This window comes from Luminiphilus sp. nBUS_07, assembly GCF_051201685.1.
Taxonomy (GTDB): Bacteria; Pseudomonadota; Gammaproteobacteria; order Pseudomonadales; family Halieaceae; genus Luminiphilus.
Window position 1 is genome coordinate 2564899 of the sequence record NZ_CP179213.1, and the last position, 20351, is coordinate 2585249.

General features: G+C 52.9%; 24 protein-coding genes. 16 read left to right on the top strand and 8 right to left on the bottom strand.

Annotation, left to right across the window (positions count from 1 at the left end; translation table 11 throughout):
• The first annotated feature begins 6 nt into the window (after positions 1–6).
• Genes ubiG through ACMAZB_RS11405 form a run of 3 tightly spaced genes read left to right on the top strand, consistent with a single transcriptional unit; the run spans position 7 to position 2160 of the window.
• Positions 7–726: a bifunctional 2-polyprenyl-6-hydroxyphenol methylase/3-demethylubiquinol 3-O-methyltransferase UbiG gene (ubiG, locus tag ACMAZB_RS11395; protein ID WP_435217285.1), complete on the top strand. Its 720-nt coding sequence runs from the start codon at positions 7–9 to the stop codon at positions 724–726.
• Between the two features lie 4 nt (positions 727–730).
• Positions 731–1408 (top strand): HAD family hydrolase, encoded by a 678-nt coding sequence (locus tag ACMAZB_RS11400; RefSeq protein ID WP_435217286.1) that lies wholly within the window; start codon positions 731–733, stop codon positions 1406–1408.
• Positions 1405–2160 carry a YciK family oxidoreductase gene (locus ACMAZB_RS11405; protein WP_435217287.1) on the top strand — a complete coding sequence of 252 codons (756 nt, stop codon included), beginning with the start codon at positions 1405–1407 and terminating at the stop codon, positions 2158–2160. The genes ACMAZB_RS11400 and ACMAZB_RS11405 overlap by 4 nt, the downstream gene beginning before the upstream one ends.
• Before the next feature lie 3 nt (positions 2161–2163).
• Here the strand turns inward: ACMAZB_RS11405 and rluB are convergent, their stop codons facing one another.
• The 5 genes from rluB to ACMAZB_RS11430 form a co-directional block, all read right to left on the bottom strand.
• The gene (gene rluB, locus ACMAZB_RS11410; protein WP_435217289.1) at positions 2164–3081 is read right to left on the bottom strand and encodes a 23S rRNA pseudouridine(2605) synthase RluB; all 918 of its coding nucleotides are present in this window, start codon (positions 3079–3081) and stop codon (positions 2164–2166) included.
• Positions 3053–4000 carry an SMC-Scp complex subunit ScpB gene (gene scpB, locus ACMAZB_RS11415; RefSeq protein ID WP_435217290.1) on the bottom strand — a complete coding sequence of 316 codons (948 nt, stop codon included), beginning with the start codon at positions 3998–4000 and terminating at the stop codon, positions 3053–3055. The genes rluB and scpB overlap by 29 nt, the downstream gene beginning before the upstream one ends.
• The gene (locus ACMAZB_RS11420) at positions 4000–4842 is read right to left on the bottom strand and encodes a segregation and condensation protein A (protein ID WP_435216001.1); all 843 of its coding nucleotides are present in this window, start codon (positions 4840–4842) and stop codon (positions 4000–4002) included. Before ACMAZB_RS11420 ends, scpB begins: the two co-directional genes overlap by 1 nt.
• 87 nt (positions 4843–4929) lie before the next feature.
• Entirely contained in the window at positions 4930–5556 is a 627-nt protein-coding gene (locus tag ACMAZB_RS11425) for an L-threonylcarbamoyladenylate synthase (RefSeq protein WP_435217292.1), read from the bottom strand.
• Positions 5553–6374 carry a PHP domain-containing protein gene (locus ACMAZB_RS11430; RefSeq protein ID WP_435217293.1) on the bottom strand — a complete coding sequence of 274 codons (822 nt, stop codon included), beginning with the start codon at positions 6372–6374 and terminating at the stop codon, positions 5553–5555. The genes ACMAZB_RS11425 and ACMAZB_RS11430 overlap by 4 nt, the downstream gene beginning before the upstream one ends.
• Before the next feature lie 100 nt (positions 6375–6474).
• Between ACMAZB_RS11430 and ACMAZB_RS11435 the strand changes: the two genes are divergently transcribed.
• The 8 genes from ACMAZB_RS11435 to ACMAZB_RS11470 all read left to right on the top strand — a co-directional run bounded on the left by ACMAZB_RS11435 (position 6475) and on the right by ACMAZB_RS11470 (position 12635).
• A complete protein-coding gene (locus tag ACMAZB_RS11435; protein ID WP_435217295.1) occupies positions 6475–7074 on the top strand; it encodes an inner membrane-spanning protein YciB in 600 nt (199 codons plus the stop codon).
• 61 nt (positions 7075–7135) lie between these two features.
• The gene (locus ACMAZB_RS11440; RefSeq protein WP_435217297.1) at positions 7136–7843 is read left to right on the top strand and encodes a TIGR04211 family SH3 domain-containing protein; all 708 of its coding nucleotides are present in this window, start codon (positions 7136–7138) and stop codon (positions 7841–7843) included.
• A 33-nt stretch (positions 7844–7876) separates the two neighbouring features.
• Positions 7877–8479 carry a peptidylprolyl isomerase gene (locus ACMAZB_RS11445; protein ID WP_435217299.1) on the top strand — a complete coding sequence of 201 codons (603 nt, stop codon included), beginning with the start codon at positions 7877–7879 and terminating at the stop codon, positions 8477–8479.
• Positions 8476–9237, top strand: coding sequence for a pyridoxine 5'-phosphate synthase (locus tag ACMAZB_RS11450; RefSeq protein ID WP_435217300.1), 762 nt, complete (start codon positions 8476–8478; stop codon positions 9235–9237). The genes ACMAZB_RS11445 and ACMAZB_RS11450 overlap by 4 nt, the downstream gene beginning before the upstream one ends.
• A 30-nt stretch (positions 9238–9267) precedes the next feature.
• Complete coding sequence (locus tag ACMAZB_RS11455) at positions 9268–9960, top strand: RluA family pseudouridine synthase (protein WP_435217302.1); 693 nt, start codon at positions 9268–9270, stop codon at positions 9958–9960.
• Between the two features lie 57 nt (positions 9961–10017).
• On the top strand, positions 10018–10518 hold the full coding sequence (locus tag ACMAZB_RS11460; protein WP_435217304.1) for a DUF2244 domain-containing protein: 501 nt from the start codon (positions 10018–10020) through the stop codon (positions 10516–10518).
• A 73-nt stretch (positions 10519–10591) separates the two neighbouring features.
• Positions 10592–11914 carry a 30S ribosomal protein S12 methylthiotransferase RimO gene (gene rimO / locus ACMAZB_RS11465; protein ID WP_435217306.1) on the top strand — a complete coding sequence of 441 codons (1323 nt, stop codon included), beginning with the start codon at positions 10592–10594 and terminating at the stop codon, positions 11912–11914.
• Between the two features lie 10 nt (positions 11915–11924).
• The gene (locus ACMAZB_RS11470; RefSeq protein ID WP_435217308.1) at positions 11925–12635 is read left to right on the top strand and encodes a 16S rRNA (uracil(1498)-N(3))-methyltransferase; all 711 of its coding nucleotides are present in this window, start codon (positions 11925–11927) and stop codon (positions 12633–12635) included.
• An 82-nt stretch (positions 12636–12717) separates the two neighbouring features.
• Here ACMAZB_RS11470 and msrA read toward each other — a convergent pair whose 3' ends face one another.
• Positions 12718–13371: a peptide-methionine (S)-S-oxide reductase MsrA gene (gene msrA, locus ACMAZB_RS11475; RefSeq protein WP_435217310.1), complete on the bottom strand. Its 654-nt coding sequence runs from the start codon at positions 13369–13371 to the stop codon at positions 12718–12720.
• 404 nt (positions 13372–13775) lie between these two features.
• Here msrA and ACMAZB_RS11480 point away from each other — a divergent pair, with 404 nt between their 5' ends.
• From ACMAZB_RS11480 to ACMAZB_RS11500, 5 genes are read left to right on the top strand one after another with little or no spacing between them, the layout of a single operon-like run.
• The gene (locus ACMAZB_RS11480) at positions 13776–14366 is read left to right on the top strand and encodes a hypothetical protein (protein WP_435217311.1); all 591 of its coding nucleotides are present in this window, start codon (positions 13776–13778) and stop codon (positions 14364–14366) included.
• 38 nt (positions 14367–14404) lie between these two features.
• Entirely contained in the window at positions 14405–15133 is a 729-nt protein-coding gene (locus ACMAZB_RS11485; protein ID WP_435217313.1) for a molecular chaperone DnaJ, read from the top strand.
• Positions 15134–15169: 36 nt separating this feature from the next.
• Complete coding sequence (locus tag ACMAZB_RS11490; protein WP_435217314.1) at positions 15170–15505, top strand: heat-shock protein HtpX; 336 nt, start codon at positions 15170–15172, stop codon at positions 15503–15505.
• A gap of 17 nt (positions 15506–15522) precedes the next feature.
• Positions 15523–16401, top strand: coding sequence for a protease HtpX (gene htpX / locus ACMAZB_RS11495; protein ID WP_435217315.1), 879 nt, complete (start codon positions 15523–15525; stop codon positions 16399–16401).
• Positions 16398–17477 carry a S1C family serine protease gene (locus ACMAZB_RS11500; protein WP_435211995.1) on the top strand — a complete coding sequence of 360 codons (1080 nt, stop codon included), beginning with the start codon at positions 16398–16400 and terminating at the stop codon, positions 17475–17477. Before htpX ends, ACMAZB_RS11500 begins: the two co-directional genes overlap by 4 nt.
• 51 nt (positions 17478–17528) lie before the next feature.
• On the opposite strand, the gene ACMAZB_RS11505 is transcribed toward ACMAZB_RS11500, so the two are convergent.
• Both ACMAZB_RS11505 and ACMAZB_RS11510 read right to left on the bottom strand, forming a co-directional pair.
• The gene (locus ACMAZB_RS11505; protein WP_435217317.1) at positions 17529–18941 is read right to left on the bottom strand and encodes an alanine/glycine:cation symporter family protein; all 1413 of its coding nucleotides are present in this window, start codon (positions 18939–18941) and stop codon (positions 17529–17531) included.
• A gap of 9 nt (positions 18942–18950) precedes the next feature.
• Positions 18951–20297: a sodium-dependent transporter gene (locus ACMAZB_RS11510; protein ID WP_435217319.1), complete on the bottom strand. Its 1347-nt coding sequence runs from the start codon at positions 20295–20297 to the stop codon at positions 18951–18953.
• Positions 20298–20351 lie beyond the last annotated feature (54 nt).

Consider the following 20351-nt stretch of genomic DNA (forward strand, 5'->3'; position numbering starts at 1 on the left):
CCCTCAATGACCACACCACCCAATGTTGACCCGGCAGAAATCGCAAAATTTGAAGCACTAGCGGCACGCTGGTGGGACCCCAATAGCGAGTTTAAACCCCTCCATGAAATCAACCCACTCAGAGCGGGCTGGATCGACGAACATTCCGCGGTAGGCGGAAAAACACTGCTCGATGTCGGCTGCGGTGGCGGCTTGTTAACCGAAGCCATGGCTTGGCGCGGTGCTAAAGCGGTTAAAGGTATCGACATGGGAGAGGCACCTTTGAGTGTAGCGCGCCTTCATCAGTTAGAGAGCGGCCTTGATATCGACTATGAAAAGGTGACCGCCGAGCAGCTGGCAGAGCGTGAGGGTAGCGTTTACGATGTCGTTACGTGCCTTGAAATGTTAGAGCATGTCCCCGACCCTGGAGCCGTTATTCAAGCTTGTGCAGACCTGGCAAAGCCCGGCGCCGACCTCTATTTTTCCACCATTAACAGAAACCCAAAGGCCTTTGTGTTTGCAATCGTAGGAGCGGAATATCTCTTAAACTTACTCCCCAAGGGCACCCATGATTACAGCAAATTCATCAAGCCTTCAGAGCTGGCCAACTGGATTCGAAGCGCCGGACTGACGCTCACACATATGTCCGGACTCACCTACAACCCACTCAGCCAGCACTATCGGCTGCATCCAAGGGATGTCTCGGTCAACTATATGGTTAGGGCAACCAAGCCAAAGGCACCCTGAACCCATGCCAACCCCCAGCAAACCAGCAGCGGTGCTCTTTGACCTAGACGGCACGCTTGTCGATACCGCGAGCGAATTTGTGGCGGTGTTACAAACAATGAGACACGCTCGAAAACTCGTTGATCTCTCTGAGGATAGCATCCGATCTGTGGTCTCCAACGGTGCCGCAGGTATGATTGAATTGGCGTTTAACTGCACACAGGGCATGCCTGAATTTGAGGCGCTGCGCGATGAATTCCTGAATAACTATGAGGACCAGCTGGGCAGCTCAGCACAACCCTATGAGGGCCTCAGACAGTTGCTTGCCGACCTGAGCCACAGTGCTATTCCATGGGGTGTTGTGACGAATAAAATGCGGCGTTTCGCGGAACCCCTGATGGCTGCGATGGTATTTGACCCGCCTGCCGGCGCCTTGGTCACCCCCTGCGAGGTCACTGAACCCAAGCCCCATCCTGAGGCTATATTACGTTGCTGCGCCCTACTTCAGTGTCAGTCACAGCACGCGATTTATGTGGGTGACCATAAAAGAGATATTGAAGCCGGTAAACGCGCCGGTTGCTTCACTATAGCGGCAGCCTATGGCTACTTAAGCACAGAAGAAGATCCTGCTGTGTGGGGCGCCGACCACGTCGTGTCATCGAGCCATGAGCTCGCAACCTTTATTAGGCAGTTAATTCAATGACCTTTTTACCTGATCAATGGCTTCCCCAAGCTGATGCACTAGCGGGGAAAACCATTCTAGTCACCGGTGCCGGGGACGGTATCGGCAAAGCTGCCGCGCTGTCATTTGCACAGCATGGAGCGGAGGTCCTTTTGCTAGGCAGGACAGAAGCCAAGCTGGAGGCCGTCTATGACACCATCGTTGCCGAGGGAGGCGTCGAGCCCGGAATTATACCGACAGATCTGGCAAAAGCCGGCCACGATGACTTGATTGCCCTAGCGGGAGAGCTATCAAGTTCAATCCCTAAACTCGACGGCTTGCTCCACAATGCCAGTATTCTTGGAGATCGTAAGCCGCTAGCGCAAACCAGTGCGGCGCTCTGGCACCAAGTCATGCAAGTTAATGTCAATGCAACGTTCATGCTGACTCAAGCCCTGCTGCCAATGCTTGAGCAAGCACTGTTGGCATCGGTTGTCTTCACCAGCTCGGGCGTTGGGCGTCGAGGGCGAGCGTTCTGGGGAGCCTATGCCGTCTCAAAATTTGCCACCGAAGGGCTAATGCAGGTGCTTGCAGATGAATTAGGTGCGATCAGCAACATTAGGGTTAACAGCCTAAATCCCGGTGCCGTCAATACGACCATGCGTCGCACCGCTTATCCAGCAGAGCCCCCGACGACTAACCCAAACCCCGAGGCGTTAATGCAACACTGGTTGTATCTGATGAGTGATGACAGTAAAGACATCAATGGTCAGGCGTTAAGCGTGCAAAGCTAGCCGCTACTTGCGCCTGCGCTGAAACCCACCCTTGCCGCTCGCCAGTCGGCGCACGGTTTGTTTTCCCGATTTTTTGGCAAGACGTTCGAGCTTGGCTCGAGATTTATCACCCAGCGGCATAATAGGCTTCGCCGGCAACTTTGCCATACCGTAGAGAACTTCAACGTCACGGTCAGGCAGCTCAGTCCATTCACCTTTCTTCAACTTAGAAGGTATGAAAACCTCGCCGTAACGAACACGCTTTAAACGCGATACCGTAAGCCCTTGAGACTCCCAGAGACGGCGCACCTCTCGGTTGCGACCCTCCATAAGCACCACATAGAACCAACGGTTAATGCCGTCTCCGCCGCCATCAACGATATCGGTAAATCTTGCAGGCCCGTCATCAAGGATGACCCCTGTTCGAAGCGTATCGAGAATTTCGTCAGTCGCATTGCCCATAACCCGCACTAAGTACTCGCGCTCTATCGTGCTGCTAGGGTGCATCATTTTATGCGCCAACTCGCCGTCAGTGGTGAAGAGCAAAAGCCCTGAGGTATTAAAATCTAGACGCCCCACAACGATCCAGCGACCACCTTGAAGCTCAGGGAGCGAGTCGAAGACGGTACGCCGACCCTCAGGATCTTTACGTGAACACACCTCGCCCACGGGCTTATGGTAAAGCAAACACCGTACCCTCTCGGTTTCGTCGAGCTCCACGGGTTTACCGTCTAGAGTGACGCGCTCTCCAGCAACTACGCGATCGCCCAGCTTGGCCTTGCGCCCACCGATCGTTAACCGGTCTTGCTCAATCCAGCGCTCAATCTCCCTGCGTGAACCTAGACCAATTTTGGCCAGGGCCTTTTGCAGCTTATCGCCTTTGGGAGGCTCCGGCGGCGGTTCTGGAGGCCTTTTACTTGGCGGGCGCTGGGCTTTGCTCATCTAACAGCTCTCCATCTGAATGACTCTCACTGGAGGCTTGCTCTGCGCCTGACGGCTGTTCCGAGCCCGATTGATCTGAGGTTTCTTCAACGGCAGCGGTTTTCTCGGCAGCAGCGTGATCTTCCGAGGCCGCTGGCAGAGGCACTTCTGCCGTAAGGGCCTCGCCTACTGAGGCATCCTCTTCCAAGCTTGCCTCGCCGGTGGCTTGGTCTGCCAGCGAGGGCTCATCTAGAGTCCCCTCCGGCGCTTCTGCTTCTGCTTCTTCTTCCGATTCTGATTCCGCAATGCCCGCGGCTAAATCGTTGTCTGCGGTCGCCGCATCGCTCCCCTCGTCATTGGCGGCTGCCGCCTCCACTTCAAGAATTTCCAGCGGGAGGTCACCCGAAAGATTTTCTAAGTCTTTGATCTCCGCCAGTGGCGGCAATTCTTCGAGGGACTTGAGGTTAAAGTAATCAAGAAACTGTCGCGTTGTGGCGTACATTGCCGGTCGTCCCGGCACATCGCGGTGCCCTACGATACGAACCCAATCACGCTCCTGCAGCGTTTTGATTATGTTCGTACTAACCGCGACACCCCTAATCTCCTCAATCTCGCCTCGAGTAATAGGCTGGCGATAGGCAATTAACGAGAGTGTTTCTAACAGCGCCCGTGAATAACGCGGTGGCCGCTCCTGCCAAAGACGACCAACCCAGGTGGACAAGTTTTGTCGCACCTGAAAACGATACCCCGTCGCAACCTGAACCAACTCGTAACCGCGGCCCTCACAGCGTTTACCCACCTCCTCGAGAGCTTCTCGCAAGTCGGTATTGGCCGGACGATCAAACTCGTCAAAAAGTTGGCTTAGGCGCTGAATAGACAGCGCCTCACCAGCAACCATCAAGGCTCCCTCGAGAATTTGAACCAATCCCGTCTCCGCCATCAATCGATCCTCGCCTTGACATGGATGGGCCCAAAGCCCTCGGTTTGCACAATTTCCACCAGAGACTCCTTAATCAGCTCCATTATCGCCAGAAAAGTCACAACCACACCTAACCGCCCTTCCTCCGCTTTAAAGAGGGAAACAAAAGGCACAAAATTACTCGACCGCAGGACTTCGAGGACATCTGACATGCGCTCTCGGGTCGATAGCGACTCTCGTTGTATCTGATGGCTCTCATACATATCAGCGCGCTTGAGTACCTCACCCAAAGCCACCAAGAGCTCACGCATGTCTAGGTCTGGTAACGGCCGATCACGATTGAGGTCAGGAGGTTCGATCTTGGCGACCCAAGTATCGCGCTCCACCCGAGGAAGCCCGTCGATCTCTTCAGCGGCCTGTTTAAAGCGCTCGTACTCCTGCAACCTTCGAATCAAATTAGCTCTTGGGTCTTCCTCGTCTTCTTCAATATCGGTAGATCGAGGCAACAGCATGCGTGACTTTATTTCTGCCAACATTGCTGCCATCAACAAATACTCAGCGGCCAGCTCGAACTGCATCGCATCCATGAGTTCGACATATTCCATGTACTGCGTCGTAATCTGTGACACGCCAATATCTAAAATATCGAGATTTTGCCGACGTATGAGGTAAAGCAAAAGGTCTAGAGGGCCTTCAAAAGCCTCGAGAAAAACTTCAAGCGCCTGGGGTGGGATGTAGAGATCTTTGGGAAGCTCAGTCATCTCATGCCCCATTACAACAGCAAAAGGCATTTCACCTTGCTGGGGGCTATTTAGGCGGCGCTCGACACGGTCGGCAGGACGAAGTTTCGGGGTCTCATCCACAGACTCTGGCGCATCAGGGGGTATAGTCTCATTCACACGCCGACTATACCGCAGTCCCTTCGCGGAGTCTGCCAAAGAGTGGCAATATCAGCTCAGTGCGAGGCGAGAAATATCACCCAAACCCTCGCGCAACACTTGGTAGCTACCAGCAGTTAGATCAATGACCGTGGTGGGCTCAAGGCCACAATAGCCACCGTCTATCACCAGCTCAACGTCATGCTCCAATGTTGCCCGAATGTCATAGGGGTCAGTTAACGGATAGTCATCTTCCGGCAGCTGCAAGGTCACACTCATAATGGGCTCCGAAAATTCAGCCAATAAGGCTTGGGTAATGGCGTTATCTGGCACGCGAACCCCCACGGTTTTTCTCCGGGGATGGAGTAAGCGCCGCGGCACCTCGCCAGTGGCCTCTAAAATAAACGTGTAAGGCCCCGGGGTAGCATTTCTGATCAGACGGTAGGCACTGTTGTCGACCTTGGCATAAGTCCCCAACACCGAAAGGTCTGGGCAAACCAGTGTAAAATTGTGATTGTCATCGAGTTTTCGAATGCGCCGAATACACTCCAACGCGTGCTTGTCACCCAAACGACACCCCAAAGCGTAAGCAGAGTCTGTGGGGTATGCGACAACCCCCCCTCCTCGCAAAATTTCCACCGCCTGCCGAACCAAGCGAAGCTGGGGTGTCTCTGGGTGGATTGCAAAAAATTGGCTCAAAGAATCATCTCCCAAACACCTGAAATATCCCCTGCAATGGCGACATCAACTCCCAAGTCGGCACCGTAAGTCCATTCGCGATGAAAATCACTGCCCAGCGATACCGATAGATTTTTTTCTATGGCCAAACGTTTGAGCTGAGCAATCTCAGCATCCGACTGACGGCCATTGACAATCTCCACCGCCACGCCACCTGCGACAGAAAATGCGTCACACAACGCCCTGAGTTTTGTTCGGGTGAAGCGATATTTCAATGGGTGGGCAAGAATGGGAATACCCCCTGCTGCAACAATCACAGCAACCGTGTCGGTCAGCGCGGGCCAGGGGGTTTTGATATCTCCAGGCTTGCCATTACCCAGCCATTTATCGAAAGCGCGGCTCACACTGGGCATATAACCCTCGGAAACTAGCCAGTGTGCAAAGTGCGGACGGCAAATAGCGGCCTCTCCCGCTAGCGCTTGGGCACCCGCCAACGCCCCAACCGCACCTAACCGCTCAAGTTTGGCTGCAATTTTCTCCGCACGATCACGACGCAACTGCTGAAGCTGGTCAAGCGCCTCGAGCAGCTCCCCGGAGTCTGCGTCAACGTTGAGGCCTACGACATGAATAGTTGCACCACCCCACTGGCAGGACAACTCGACACCGCAAACAAGGGCAACACCTTGATTTTTCAGGGCTTGAGCCGTCTGCCAACCAGCCAAAGTGTCGTGATCAGTCACCGCTAGCGCCGTTAAACCCCGGTCAACCGCTCTCGAAAACAACTCACTGGGCGATAACGCACCATCAGACGCTGTTGTGTGTGTGTGGAAGTCAATCAACAAGGGCTCTAAACTCTACGGTGTAATGTTTAAGGTTAACAGAGATCATGTCCAAGACGACGTACCCGAATCCCCGTGTGCTTAAAGTAAGGCGCACTTTATGAAACAGCTGGCCGAATTTGTTCCCATCATTATCTTCTTCGTCATTTATCAAATGGATGGCAGCACCATTACTTTGTCAGGCTGGACGCACACAGTTGATGGAATTTACAGCGCCACCAAGGGCTTGCTGATCGCGACTTTGTTTATTTTACCGCTCCAATGGTGGCTAACGGGGTACATTGAAAAACGTTTGTTATGGACTAGTGCGGCCGTATTCGTCTTTGGAGGCGCAACCTTATTTTTTAAAAATGAGCTTTTTATTCAGTGGAAGCCGACGGTTTTTAATTGGGGCATGGCCATCGCTTTCGCTATTTCACAGTTTTGGGGCAGACAAAACCTGATTGAGCGGCTCATGGGCTCCCAAATCCAAATTCCTAGGGCCGTCTGGCGGCGTATTTGCTGGGTATGGGCCTTGCACTTTGCCATGGTAGGGACACTCAACCTTGTTGTGGCGTATCAATTTTCAGAGGCGACTTGGGTCTCTTACAAGTTGTGGTCCGGCATTGGGTTTACCCTGTTCATCATGGTGATTACGACCGTTATGATCGGGCCTTGGGTAAAAGCTGACAGCACTAGCAGCGACAGCAACGGCTCATAAAACATGAAAATAAGCGATACTGTAGGCGCGTCAGGGACGTTAAAGACAAGGAGAGCCACTAATGACCCCGAATAACACATTGATACAGCCTTCCAGCGCAATCGCTGGGCTACTTTTATTGCTGGGCGCACTGCTGCCAACGCTGTGTTTTAGTGAGGAGCAACGCTACATCACCGATGAAATACTCGTGCCCGTGCGCAGTGGCGCCGGCGGCGAATACCGCATCGTCAACAAAGGCTTGTCATCAGGCACACCCATCACACAATTTGGACTGTCTGAGGACGGAGTCTGGGCCGAGATCGAAACACGAGGCGGTACCCGAGGCTGGTTGCGGGCGCAGTATATTCAAGTCGACAGGCCCAGCCAGCTGCTTCTTGACGACGCAAACAAGGCGTATGCCAACCTTGAGGCCGATAGAAACAAACTCCGTAGCTTGCTCGACGATTCACAATCGGTGGCCTATGAAGCCGACGGCCAGCTCGCGGAACTCAAGGAAAAGCTGGCTGCGAGTGAAGCTGAGCTCAGCCAGATAAAGCAAATATCCGGGGCGGCTATTGAGCTTGATTCACGAAACCAATTACTGGCGAAGAACCTAGAGACCAACCGCTCTGAGGCGGAACTGTTAAAGCTCGAAAATGTACGTCTGCAGGAACGCATAAAAAGCAATCAAATCATCGACGGTGCTCTTGCCGTGCTGCTGGGTGTGATTATCATGGCCATTGCACCCAAGTTAATTCCCAAGCGTCGCCGAAACGACGGCTGGTCGTAACCACCTATGTTTTCCCTACTGGAACTCTCTACTATGAAATATTTTTGCAGAATCGCCGTCATACTCGGACTGCTCGCTAGCTCAGGTGTTTTATTAGCTCAAGAAAATGCGAGCACCGTGCGCGTGAAGCTTGTGACCTCCGCTGGGGACATTACCCTCAAGCTTTACCCAGAAAAATCTCCAGTCACTGTCGAAAACTTTCTCAACTATGTAGACACCGGATTTTACAACGGAACGATCTTTCACCGCGTCATCAGCAACTTCATGGTACAGGGCGGAGGCTTTACTGCTGAGATGACAGAGAAAGAATCTGGTGACCCCATTGTTAACGAGAGTCGCAATAAACTACACAACATTCGGGGAACGATTGCCATGGCAAGAACCAGTGACCCCGACTCAGCAACCGCACAATTTTTCATAAACCAACGCAGTAATTTGCAGCTCGATTGGGCACCCGGAAAACAGGGATATACCGTTTTTGGCGAAGTCGTTAAGGGCATGGGGGTCGTTGACTTTATAGCGACGGCAGATACCGATACGAGCCTTATGAGCACCAGCGCGGGACAGCGCCCCTTTCAAGATGTTCCGGTAGATGCAATTGTTATTAAAAGCATTGTCCGCATGCCCAAAAAATGACGGCACTAAGCATCAATCTGAATAAAATTGCGCTGATTCGCAATTCACGGGTTACGGCCATCCCCAACATAGTCGACCATGCAAAAATGTGCGTGTCTGCTGGTGCCGATGGAATCACAGTGCATCCCCGCCCGGATCAACGACATATTCGCGCACAAGATTGCTTTGACCTTCAATCTGCCCTGGACGTCGAGCTCAACATTGAGGGCAATCCCTTCACAGAGCCCCGTGCCAGCGATCAATCACACGTCGGTGACTATCCTGGGTTTGTCGCCCTGGTGCAGGCCGTAGGCCCCGCGCAAGTAACCTTAGTTCCTGATAACGATCAGCAACTGACCTCTGACCATGGCTTTGACCTTGCGAAAGACGGTAAACGTCTCGAACCGGTCGTTAGAGTGTTAAAGGACATAGGCTGTCGTGTGAGTCTTTTCATGGACCCGGAACCTAGCGCAATGGCCACTGCCGCGAATTTGGGCGCCGATCGCATCGAGCTCTATACCGAAAGTTACGCCCGAGCACACGAGTCGGGGAATTTTGAAAAAACTCTGTGCGCGTTTCAGGAAACTGCAGAAGCGGCCTTCGCGGCACGTCTGGGGGTAAACGCCGGGCACGACTTAAACCTGATCAACTTACCTGACTTCACAATCCCCCATCTCGATGAGGTCTCCATCGGCCACGCCTTTACCGTAGATGCTCTTCGCTGGGGCATCGCCAACACTATACCGCGCTACCAACAGGCCCTAGGCAAGAACCTGTAAAACGCCATGACCTGTGAGCCTGAAACTGGCATGGAACCCCCTCCCTACCTTGTTCCCCACAGCCGTGAAAGCATTCGTATTCTCTATGCCGATGATTCCCTGCTAATCATCGACAAACCACACCTTCTCCTCAGCGTACCCGGACGTCACCCTCTTAATCGTGACAGTCTTATCAGTCGCCTGGAACACCGCTTCCCGGGAGTGGCCGCGGCTCACCGGTTAGATCTGGATACCAGTGGCATTCTGGTCGTCCCCAAAGACAAAGCAACATTGGTAGCGCTCAATCAGCAATTTCAAGAACGCGCCGTTCTCAAAACCTATCAAGCTTTGGTCTATGGTGAAGTGCGGGATGATGAGGGCGAAATAGATCTGCCCATTATTAAAGACTGGCACAACCGCCCTAAGCAGAAAATATGTGTAGAAACCGGCAAGCCCTCCCTCACCCACTATCGCGTTCTTGATCGACTGCCCAACAGGTCTTTGCTTGAGCTAAAACCTATCACGGGCCGCTCACATCAACTACGCATACACCTTATGGCACTGGGCCACCCGATCATGGGGTGCGACCTTTACGCCCACGAAGACGCGTTTTCAGCATCGCCACGACTGCTACTGCACGCTTGCGAGCTAACGTTTCAGCACCCGCTAACAAAGGGGCTTTTGCGCGCCTACTCCCCCGCACCCTTTGACGTGAAAGGACTGTTTACCTCGCGACCAGGCTAGTCCAGTTGTGCCTGTCCATGCGTAGTATCTAGGCAATCCCAGAGGAACATCACCGTGGTGAGTAGTGCCCAAAAAGACGACGTTCACACCATTATCGCCAGGCCTGACCACTCTTCCACGTGGCGGAACAACCTTTGGCTGCTTGCCGCAATTGCCGTTCCATCGCTAGGTGCAGCGATAGGTTTTGCTTTTATGGGGGCATGGCCCATTCTGCCCTTCGCTGGCGCCGAACTCATTTCTTTAGGTGCCGCGCTTTACTACGTCAATTGGAAATTGCAGTACCGGCATGTCATCACCCTAGGCCCAAGCAGCGTACAGATCGACATTGGCCACTACGCCCCCCGGAGAAGCTGGCAATTCGACCGGAATGAGTCATCCCTGGCCGTCACGCCCGAAAAGCACCATTGGGAGGGCCCCTCGCTGGCCATACATAATCGTGAGCAAACCGTTGAGATAGGGAATTTCTTGAACCGAGATGACCGCTTACGGTTACTTTCTCTGGTCAGAAAAGAGCTGAAAGTTGGCACGCACAGTGCAGCGGGCTCGAGGCAGCTTTGAGGTCGTAAGCCCTTCACAGGTACACTGCCGCTTTTTACACTACGACACCCTGCCTCAGACGGCCTAGAACGCTATGACCACGAACCCCGAAAAAGTTGGCTTTATATCTCTCGGCTGCCCAAAAGCACTCGTGGACTCTGAACGCATCCTCACTCAGCTCCGCTTCGACGGCTACGAAGTCACCCCGAACTACGAGGATGCAGGCGTTGTGATCGTAAACACCTGCGGATTTATCGACAGTGCCAAAGCTGAATCACTCGAAGCGATAAGCGAGGCTGTGCAGGAAAATGGCCGAGTCCTTGTCACTGGTTGCATGGGTAAAGGGGATGATGCCCAGCGCATTCAAGATCTCCACCCCAATATCTTGGGTATTTCCGGACCTGCAGCCTACGAAGAGGTTGTCGGTGCGGTACATGAGGTCATACCGATGACCCGCCAACCAGATCCTTTGAACGACTTAATTCCCGCTCAAGGAATCAAACTCACCCCAAGGCACTATGCGTATTTGAAGATTTCAGAGGGCTGCAATCACCGCTGCAAATTTTGCATTATTCCCAGCATGCGGGGTGACCTGGTGAGTCGGCCTATTGGTGACATCATGCGCGAGGCCGAGGCTTTGGTTAAAGCCGGTGTCCGCGAATTGCTGGTCATATCCCAAGACACCAGTGCCTATGGTGTTGACCTGAAATACCGCACAGATTTTTGGGAGGGCAGACCCCTTAAATCAGATTTGCTGACGCTTGCTAAGACTTTGGGAGAGTTCGGCATCTGGGTCCGGCTGCATTATGTCTACCCGTACCCTAACGTTGATGCTCTGATTCCCCTGATGGCCGAGAGAAAAATCCTGCCTTACCTTGATATCCCTCTCCAGCATGGAAGCCCCACTGTGCTACAGCGCATGAAACGACCCGCTGCCGCGGAAAAAACGCTTGAACGCATCAAGGGCTGGCGAGATGTCTGCCCCGATATCACGTTGCGCTCTACTTTTATCGTGGGTTACCCGGGGGAGACAGATGCTGAGTTCCAGCAGCTTCTCGATTTTATCGATGAGGCTCAGATTGATCGAGCCGGTTGTTTTCAATACTCCCCGGTCAAAGGCGCTACCGCTAATGAACTGCCCAACCCTATATCTGAAGCCGTGAAGCAGGAGCGCTGGGATGCCTTCATGGCAAAACAACAAACCATCAGTGCAGCCAAGCTGGCCAATAAAGTGGGCACGACACAAGCCGTACTCATCGATGAAGTTGAGGGTGATCGTGCTGTCGGACGCAGCATGGCTGATGCTCCAGAAATCGATGGCGTGGTCTATCTCACAGCACCTCCAGGGTTAAAGCCCGGGGATCTTGTTGAGGGTGAAGTGTCTGCTGCCGATGACTACGATCTATGGATGACCTAGAGAGCCCGCGGTGAACATTGTCTTATTTGAGGCCGGCGAGCTCTCCTCTGATCATACTATTACCCTCACCGGCAGGCGCTATGAGCATTTACAGTCTGTTCTGAAGTGCACCGAGGGTGATCAGATCAGAGTTGGCGTCATTAACGGAGGTAAAGGGATTGGGAAGGTTCTCGACGCTAACGCGGCGAGCCTAAAACTTCAGGTTGAACTCGTAGAGGATCCGTTACCCCCTCACCCCACAACTCTGGTGCTAGCACTGCCCCGCCCTAAAATGCTGCGTCGGATTCTGCGAAGTTGTGCAGAGTTCGGTGTTCAAGACCTCCACATTGTGCACAGCTACCGCGTTGAAAAAAGCTTTTGGCAAAGCCCCTTACTACAGCCGCAAAAAATACAGCAGGCCCTGCTAACAGGTCTTGAACGAAGTGGTGACACCCGACTGCCCACCGTTAAACTGCATCGACGTTTTAAGCCTTTCATTCAAGACCACCTCGAAGAAATAGCCAATGGGAAACCCATATTTATCCTGCACCCAGGGGGTTATCCCTCCATGGAGTCTGCCTTTACCGATCCACAGTTGATTATGATCGGGCCCGAGGGCGGGTTTATTCCCTACGAAGTCGATTTAGCCTGCTTAACTGGCGCGCAACCTAGAAGTTTAGGGCCGCGCATTCTGAGCGTGGATACAGCGGTTCCAGCCATATTGGGCAGGGCGCTGCCCTAACCCATTCAACGTCGCCTTGGATCTAAGCAGAGGTGTCAGGGTCTAAAATCCAAAAATATGGGCAGGCTCCTCCAGCCCCTTTTTAAACCCCTGACCCCACAGGGCAGGTGACACCCGTTCCCCCCAAACCACAATAGCCCGCAGGGTTCTTGTGCAAGTATTGCTGGTGATAATCTTCGGCATAATAAAAGCTGGGGGCATTGCAAATCTCAGTCGTAATTTCTCCAAACCCAGAGGCGGTTAGCTCCAACTGGTACTGGTCCCTAGAATGCAACGCGGCCTTGCGTTGAGCCTCATCAAATACGTAAATACCACTGCGGTATTGAGTACCTAAGTCATTCCCCTGACGCATGCCTTGGGTTGGGTTATGGCCCTCCCAAAATAGCGTCAATAGCGATTGATAATTTGTTTGCTCGGGGTCATAGGCCACTAAAACCACTTCGTTGTGTCCGGTCTGTCCAGAGCACACCTCTTTGTAGGTGGGGTTGGACGTAACGCCAGCGGCATAACCCACAGCGGTCGTATAAACACCTGGCGCCTGCCAAAACTTTTTTTCGACGCCCCAAAAACACCCCATACCAAATATGGCGCTCTGGAGATGGCCCGGGAACGGCGGGCAAATTGGGCGCCCTGTTATCGCATGACTGTTAGTAACGGGCATCGGTGTCGATCTTCCGGCTAAAGCGGTTTCTTCATTGGGTAATGCGTGTTTACGGCGAATATCGAAAAGGCTCATAAGCTCTCTGGAGGGTATTTATAAAGGCTTGAGTGTAGCGAATCTCCGCTCAATGCCACAAATACAGGCACCCGTTGCCGTCGGCAAACCTCCAAAGCCTCTTTCTCATAGATAGGCCCTTTCGCGGGGCCGCTAGATTGCAACGGATCCATGAATACGCTCAGCTCGCTGTGTCTTTCTCCAGAAACAAGCGCTAACACCCGCAGCAAGGTGATTCTGAGCCAAAACTCCGCGGAGTTAGACTTGACCGGCGGCGCCGATCAATGTCTCATCACCACTTCACTTCGCGACAAAGATAGTCTCTCATCAGCAAAGATATCACCTCTAAAACCTCTAGGTCTGACGTTGCAGCCTTCGTCGGTAAAGCCAAGGCCATACGAGCAATTAGCAGTCGACAGTCGAGATTGGTTTTCGCCCTCGACGCCACCGCTAGCCGAGAGGCAACCTGGCAGACAGCGCGACGTCATCACCGTGAGCTATACAATGCCACGGCCGACGCTTCCGGCTTGGCTGTTCAGCTCTGTTATTACAGGGGTGTCCATGAGTTTCACGCGAGCCCTTGGTTAACCTCAGGACAAGAGCTGTGCGACCGTATGGATCGAGTGGCCTGCGAGGGCGGCCCTACACAAATTGCTCGCTTACTCAGCCACTACCTCGAGATAGGTACTCCCGCAACACCTGTGAGAGCTCTAATTTTCATCGGAGACGCTGTAGAAGAGCGGCCCGAGTCTTTACTTGGCTTAGCTGGTCAATGCCGCTTAAAAGGGCAGCCGATTTTTACTTTCCAAGAGGGTTCTGATCCGGCGGCGACACGCATTTTTTCTGAAATTGCCCGAGTCAGTGGTGGGGCCTATGCCGCTCTTGGTGGGCATAGCGGGGAGACACTGCAACGGTTACTGGCAGCAGTCGCGCGTTATGCAACGGGGGGCCGGCAGGCGCTCACTCAATCCGGCACTGAGAGTGATAGAATGCTGCTTTCCCAGCTGCCCAAATAAATTTAGAGCAGCTCCACCAATACGGACACCCCGGAACCGTGCCAAGAATCGTCTTACTACTCGCCATTGTCATAGCCCTAGTGCTGCTCGTGCGCCGAATTCAGTCCATGCCGCCCCACAAGCGCCGCGGTGGCTATGTTCAGCTGATACTCGGTGCTGCAGCACTTGCTGCGATCGTACTTACTGCAATGGGGAAAATGCATTGGGTCGGTGCTGCCCTCACCGGTCTGTTAGTAGCCGCACGGCAAAGCTTACCGATATTGATACGCGCCTTTCCGCTGTTACAACAATGGTCGCGCAAGACGCCCCCTCCCACCGGTCAGCACTCTGAAGTCAAAACCAACTTACTTCGAATGACCTTAGATCACAGTAGCGGTGAACTTCAAGGAGAGGTGCTTGACGGCCCTTTCACTGACTGGACGCTGGAGGAAATGACTCGAGAACAACTCCAGACGCTGCTTAGCTACTGCCAAGAACAGGATGCAGATTCAGAGCAACTCTTGCTCAGCTACCTAGAGCAGCGTTTCCCTGATGGCTGGCAGCAAGATGAAGCTGGTGATACAAGCCAACATGCCTCATCCGGCTCTATGACTCGTAGCGAGGCTCTCGCTGTGCTGGGCTTAGGTGAAGATGCTACCCGAGACGATATTGTGTCGTCCCATCGAAGTCTGATTCAAAAAATCCACCCCGATCGTGGTGGAAATGACTATCTGGCCGCTAAAATTAACGAAGCTAAAGATTTTTTGATCAAAGAATCAGTTAGTTAATAAATCTCTGTAACGTCACAAATACCAAGGTATCTCATGAGCTCCGTTTTTATTGTTAGTAATCACCATGGCCATTACTGGGGCCGGGGTAAGCGCTGGGTCGATGGGCAGGACAGCAGTCGCGTTCTCGCTCTGACACACCGCGATGAAGCTGTTAACAGCGTCTTTGAGTTGAGTTCTAAAGACGTGCTTCTTCGTTGTGACATTCTCACATTGAACCTTGTGGACGGTAAGCTGCCCAAATTGGAAGTGTCGAGCATTCCATTACCGGACGCCGAGGATGAGGCGAAGCAAAATGGCCAAGAGGAATTAGACGTGGCGCCCCTTGAAAAAGCGTCATCGACCCCGATCTCTACAACGGCAGAGAATTAAACCGGAGAAACCTGACATTGCGCATTCTTTTATTTTTAGGAACCAACCTGGCTGTTTTAATTTTGGTAGGTCTGGTTTTCAATTTACTGGGGTTTAGTGGCGTACTCGAGGCCAATGGGGTAGATCTCAATCTCTCTGCTCTGTTGGTCTTCTGCGCGCTCTTCGGCTTCGGTGGTGCCATTATTTCCTTACTACTGTCCAAATGGATGGCTAAGAGAGGAACCGGCACTGTCATTCTCGAACAGGCCGGGAATCAAGATGAGCAATGGTTACTCGACACTGTCGGCAGTTTGGCAACACAAGCGGGCATTAAAATGCCAGAAGTTGGTATTTTCCCCTCAGAGTCAGCCAACGCCTTTGCAACGGGCTGGAATCGAAATGATGCTCTGGTAGCTGTGAGCAGTGGGCTGCTCCAACGCTTCTCCCCCAACGAAGTGCGTGCAGTACTTGCCCATGAGCTGGGTCACGTAGCCAACGGCGACATGGTGACGCTGACGTTGATTCAAGGCGTGGTAAATACCTTTGTGATGTTCGCTGCGCGCATTATCGGTCATACCATAGACCGAGTTGTCTTCAAGAACGAGCGTGGTTACGGCATCGGTTACTTCATCGTGACCATCGTGGCTGAAATCGCACTGGGATTTTTGGCCAGCATGGTGGTGATGAAATTCTCTCGATGGCGAGAATATCGTGCCGATGCGGCAGGAGCTGGCCTGACCACGCGGCAGGATATGATCGCAGCCTTGCAACGGTTACGTACCGATCAGGGACACATTAGCGAGCTCCCGGGTGAACTCACCGCCTTTGGTATTCGCTTAGGCAAGGCAGGCTTTGCTGATTTATTTCGATCACACCCCTCGCTTGAGGATCGTATTATGGCACTGCAAAACCCATGAGAATTTTCCTCCACGCCCTGCAGCATTGGCCCGCAGTAATATTGCTAACTTGCTGTGTGATTTACAGCGCCATCTCGCGGGCAGGTCCCGAGGTCGACTATTTGACCTTTGCTACAAACGACGAAAAAAACACGACAGATATTTTTAGCCAGGCAAGCCCAGCTGTGGTGTCGGTCACCAGTAGTGCGCTTCGTCGAACCATGTTTTCACCCAATGTTCTTGAAGTCCCTCAAGGTGCTGGCTCAGGATTTATATGGAGCAAGGACGGCCTGATCGTCACCAATTTTCATGTGATTTCTGGCGCCGATAAACTTACCGTAACCATTGCTGATGAGGATTTTTCCGCGGAGGTCGTAGGAGTTGCTCCTGAGCGAGATCTTGCCGTACTGCGACTTTCAGAGCGACCTGATGACCTCACCGTTTTACCTTTGGGTGATTCTGCAGAACTATCCGTCGGCCGCAAAGTACTGGCAATCGGCAATCCATTTGGCCTCGATACCAGCCTGACTATTGGTATCGTAAGCGCATTAGATCGAGAGATTCGCTCTCCCAGCAACCGTACAATCAGCGGCGTTATCCAAACAGATGCCGCAATAAACCCAGGAAATTCAGGCGGGCCGCTCCTGAATTCCTTAGGGCAGTTAGTAGGCGTGAACACCGCTATTTACTCCCCCAGCGGCGGCAGTGCCGGCATCGGGTTTGCGATTCCTGTGAATTTAGTCAAAGAAGTCGTCCCACAGCTCATTGCTTACGGCAAGATCTTGCGTCCGGTCCTCGGGGTTGAGCTAGCCAGCGACCGCTGGACACGGCGTTACGGCATTGGAGGTGTTGCGATCATAAGAGTGCTTCGCGGACTCCCAGCGGCAGAGGCCGGAATGCAGGGGGCCACCCGAAATCGACGGGGTGAAATTGTTCTTGGCGACATCATTACCCACATTGAAGATCAACCTATTCGCAGCCAAGACGACTACTTATCAGCGCTAGAAAAGTACAAGGTGGGAGATTCAATTTCACTGACCGCTAAACGTGGCGATGACATTAAGCGTTTCAACGTCACCCTGTCAGAGACCCGCTAATGACGCCGACAAAATGGCTCTTGGGCGCCGTGGCCATGATCATCATCGCCTTTATTCAGTTTTGGCCGGCGTCTCTACCAGTGGCCAACTCTCAGGATCCAAATCCTGCTGCGGCAACCGAGAGTGATTAAACGTCGAATTAGAGACGCCGCCCCGTGATTCAAAGTCCCGCAGAAGCGACATTCCCACTGGGAATAAAGCCCACAAGGCCAAGAGATTTACAACGGCCAACAGCCCCATCGTGAGGTCGGAAAAGCTGAAAATCGTGGTCATATCTTGCAGCGACGCCCAAGCAATCAAAGCCAAAACAGCCAAGCGAAAACAGTTAATCGTGATCTTCGGACTGATGTCGAAATAAGCGATGCTGTTCTCACCCAAATAACAGTTGTAAGCGATACTACTGGTCGCAAATAACACCAAAGCAATACTCACTAGGGGCTCACCGATCGGGCCAATATGAGTAGCGAGGGCGCGTTGCGTTAGCGCTATTCCTTCAACCCCCTCTGCCCCCGGCTGATACAGCGGCGAGAGTAAGATGATCATGGCAGTGCAAGTACATAGAACGATGGTGTCGATAAAGACGCTCAAACCTTGAATAAGGCCTTGTGACATTGGATGGGCGACGTCCGCCACAGCGGCCACGTTAGGTGCAGTGCCCAAGCCCGCCTCATTGGAAAATAAGCCGCGTCTAGCGCCCTGCATAACTGCAGCGGCAATCCCCCCGCCAATTACCTCGTCAAAACCGAAAGCCGACGACATGATAAGCGCGAATGCTGAGGGCACCTGGCTGATATTCACGATGAGAACAGTCATGGCCACACCGAAATATCCCAAAACCATAAGGGGCACAATAAACTCAGAGAAGACGGCGATGCGACGAATGCCGCCAAAGATCACGAATGCCATTAAAGTTGTTAGCGCGGCTCCAGTCTGCCAGGCAGAAACGCCAAAAGCTGACTCTACCGACTGTGTAATGGCGTAAGCCTGTACCGCGTTAAAACCTAGGCCTAGCGTGACCAAAAGCAATAGCGAGTACACCACCGGCATTACGCGCCAGCCTAACCCGTAGCGCATATAAAACGCCGGCCCACCGCGAAAATCATTAACGCCATGACGGCGTTTGAACAGTTGTGCCAAAGAGCACTCGAATACACTCGTCGCCATTCCCAGCAACGCAATGAGCCACATCCAAAACAGCGCACCCGGGCCACCGAGGGTAATCGCCACCGCAACCCCCGCAATGTTGCCACCACCGACACGGCCCGCAACACTCACCAACAGCGCCTGAAACCCGGAGATGCCCTGTTTATTGCCGACTGAGCGACTTACCCAAAGCTGGGCGAACATCGCCCTAAATAAACGGACCTGCACGAACCGAGACGCGAGAGTAAAACGTAACCCGACTAACAAAAGTGCCGCTATGAGGACGTAGGTCCACAACCAGTCAGTAAGCGTTGCTAACATCGAAGTTCCTTAGATCAAGCCTGAAATTAGGATAAAGGCAATGGCAGGAACCGCCACGTAACGCACAAGCTGACGCCACAGCGAATAAACGAAAGGCGTAGTGCCTAGTTCATCCTCGCTGTGTTCCCTGAGCATAAACCATCCGGCGAAGGTGGCGATAAGTAAGCCCCCTGCAGGCAGTAAGACCTTATCGGGAATGGCAAAGGCCACGTCATTAAAGTTAAACCCTACCACGGTGTAGTCAGACCAAACGCCGTAGGACAACACGCTGGCGACACTACAAAAAGTTACGGCTGCGACGACCGCAGCTGAGCTAAGGTGACGATGTAATGCAAACCGTTCGCTTACCCATGCCGTGACCGACTCCAACAAGCCCACCATGCTGGTGATTCCGGCGACGGCAAGCATGATAAAAAATAGCGTCGCAAAAACATGTCCGCCCGGCATTTGGGCAAAGGCAACAGGCAATGTTTTGAAAATAAGTCCGGCACCACTGGCAATATCTAGGCCGTGGTGAAACACCGCAGGAAACACAACAAATCCAGCGAGCAGCGCCACCAGAGTATCGGCGAGAACGACAATAACAGCGGCGCGCGTTATTGAAAAACCCTTGGGTAGGTATGCGCCATAAGTCATCATTCCTCCCATAGCGACCCCTAGAGAGAAAAAGGCCTGCCCCACGGCTGCCAACAAGGTGTCAGGCCCCACTTTACTGAAGTCAGGTGTGAACAACCATTCCAATGTCTCGACAAAACCGCCTGCAAAAGCGTTATAAATGCTCAGTCCAATAAGCAGCGCGAACATAAGGGGCATCATCACCGTTACCGCACGCTCAATACCCCCTTTCACCCCGGAGAAGATAATCGTACCCACAATAAGATTGCCCAGTAACGTCCAAAACAGCATGCCACCACTGTTCGCCAACAAGGCATCAAACGCCTGAGATGAAGTGCCAGCATCGACACCCACAAAACCTGTCATGGCGGCTTTCGATAAGTACGATAGAACCCAACCCACCACCACCGCGTAAGTAATCGCGATCGCAAATGCCGTGAGAACACCCATGCCTCCCACAAAGCGCCAGTGCCTAGAGCGACCCGACTCCTCAGCAACACGCGCCATCGACTCGGGGGGACTGCTCTGTCCGCGACGACCAACAACAAGCTCTGCGACCAGACAGGGCACACCAATACAAAATGCGCAAAATAAGTAAATTAGAACGAAGGCAGAGCCGCCATTTTCACCCGTAACGTAGGGGAATCTCCAAATATTGCCCAAGCCCACGGCAAACCCAACCGACGCCATAATGAAGGAAAAACGACTGGAGAAGTGTGCACTACCGCTAGCAGCTGTCATTGTTAGAATTTCCTTTTTTATAATCTGCGCGTGTTTTTTGGGTCATGCTTTATT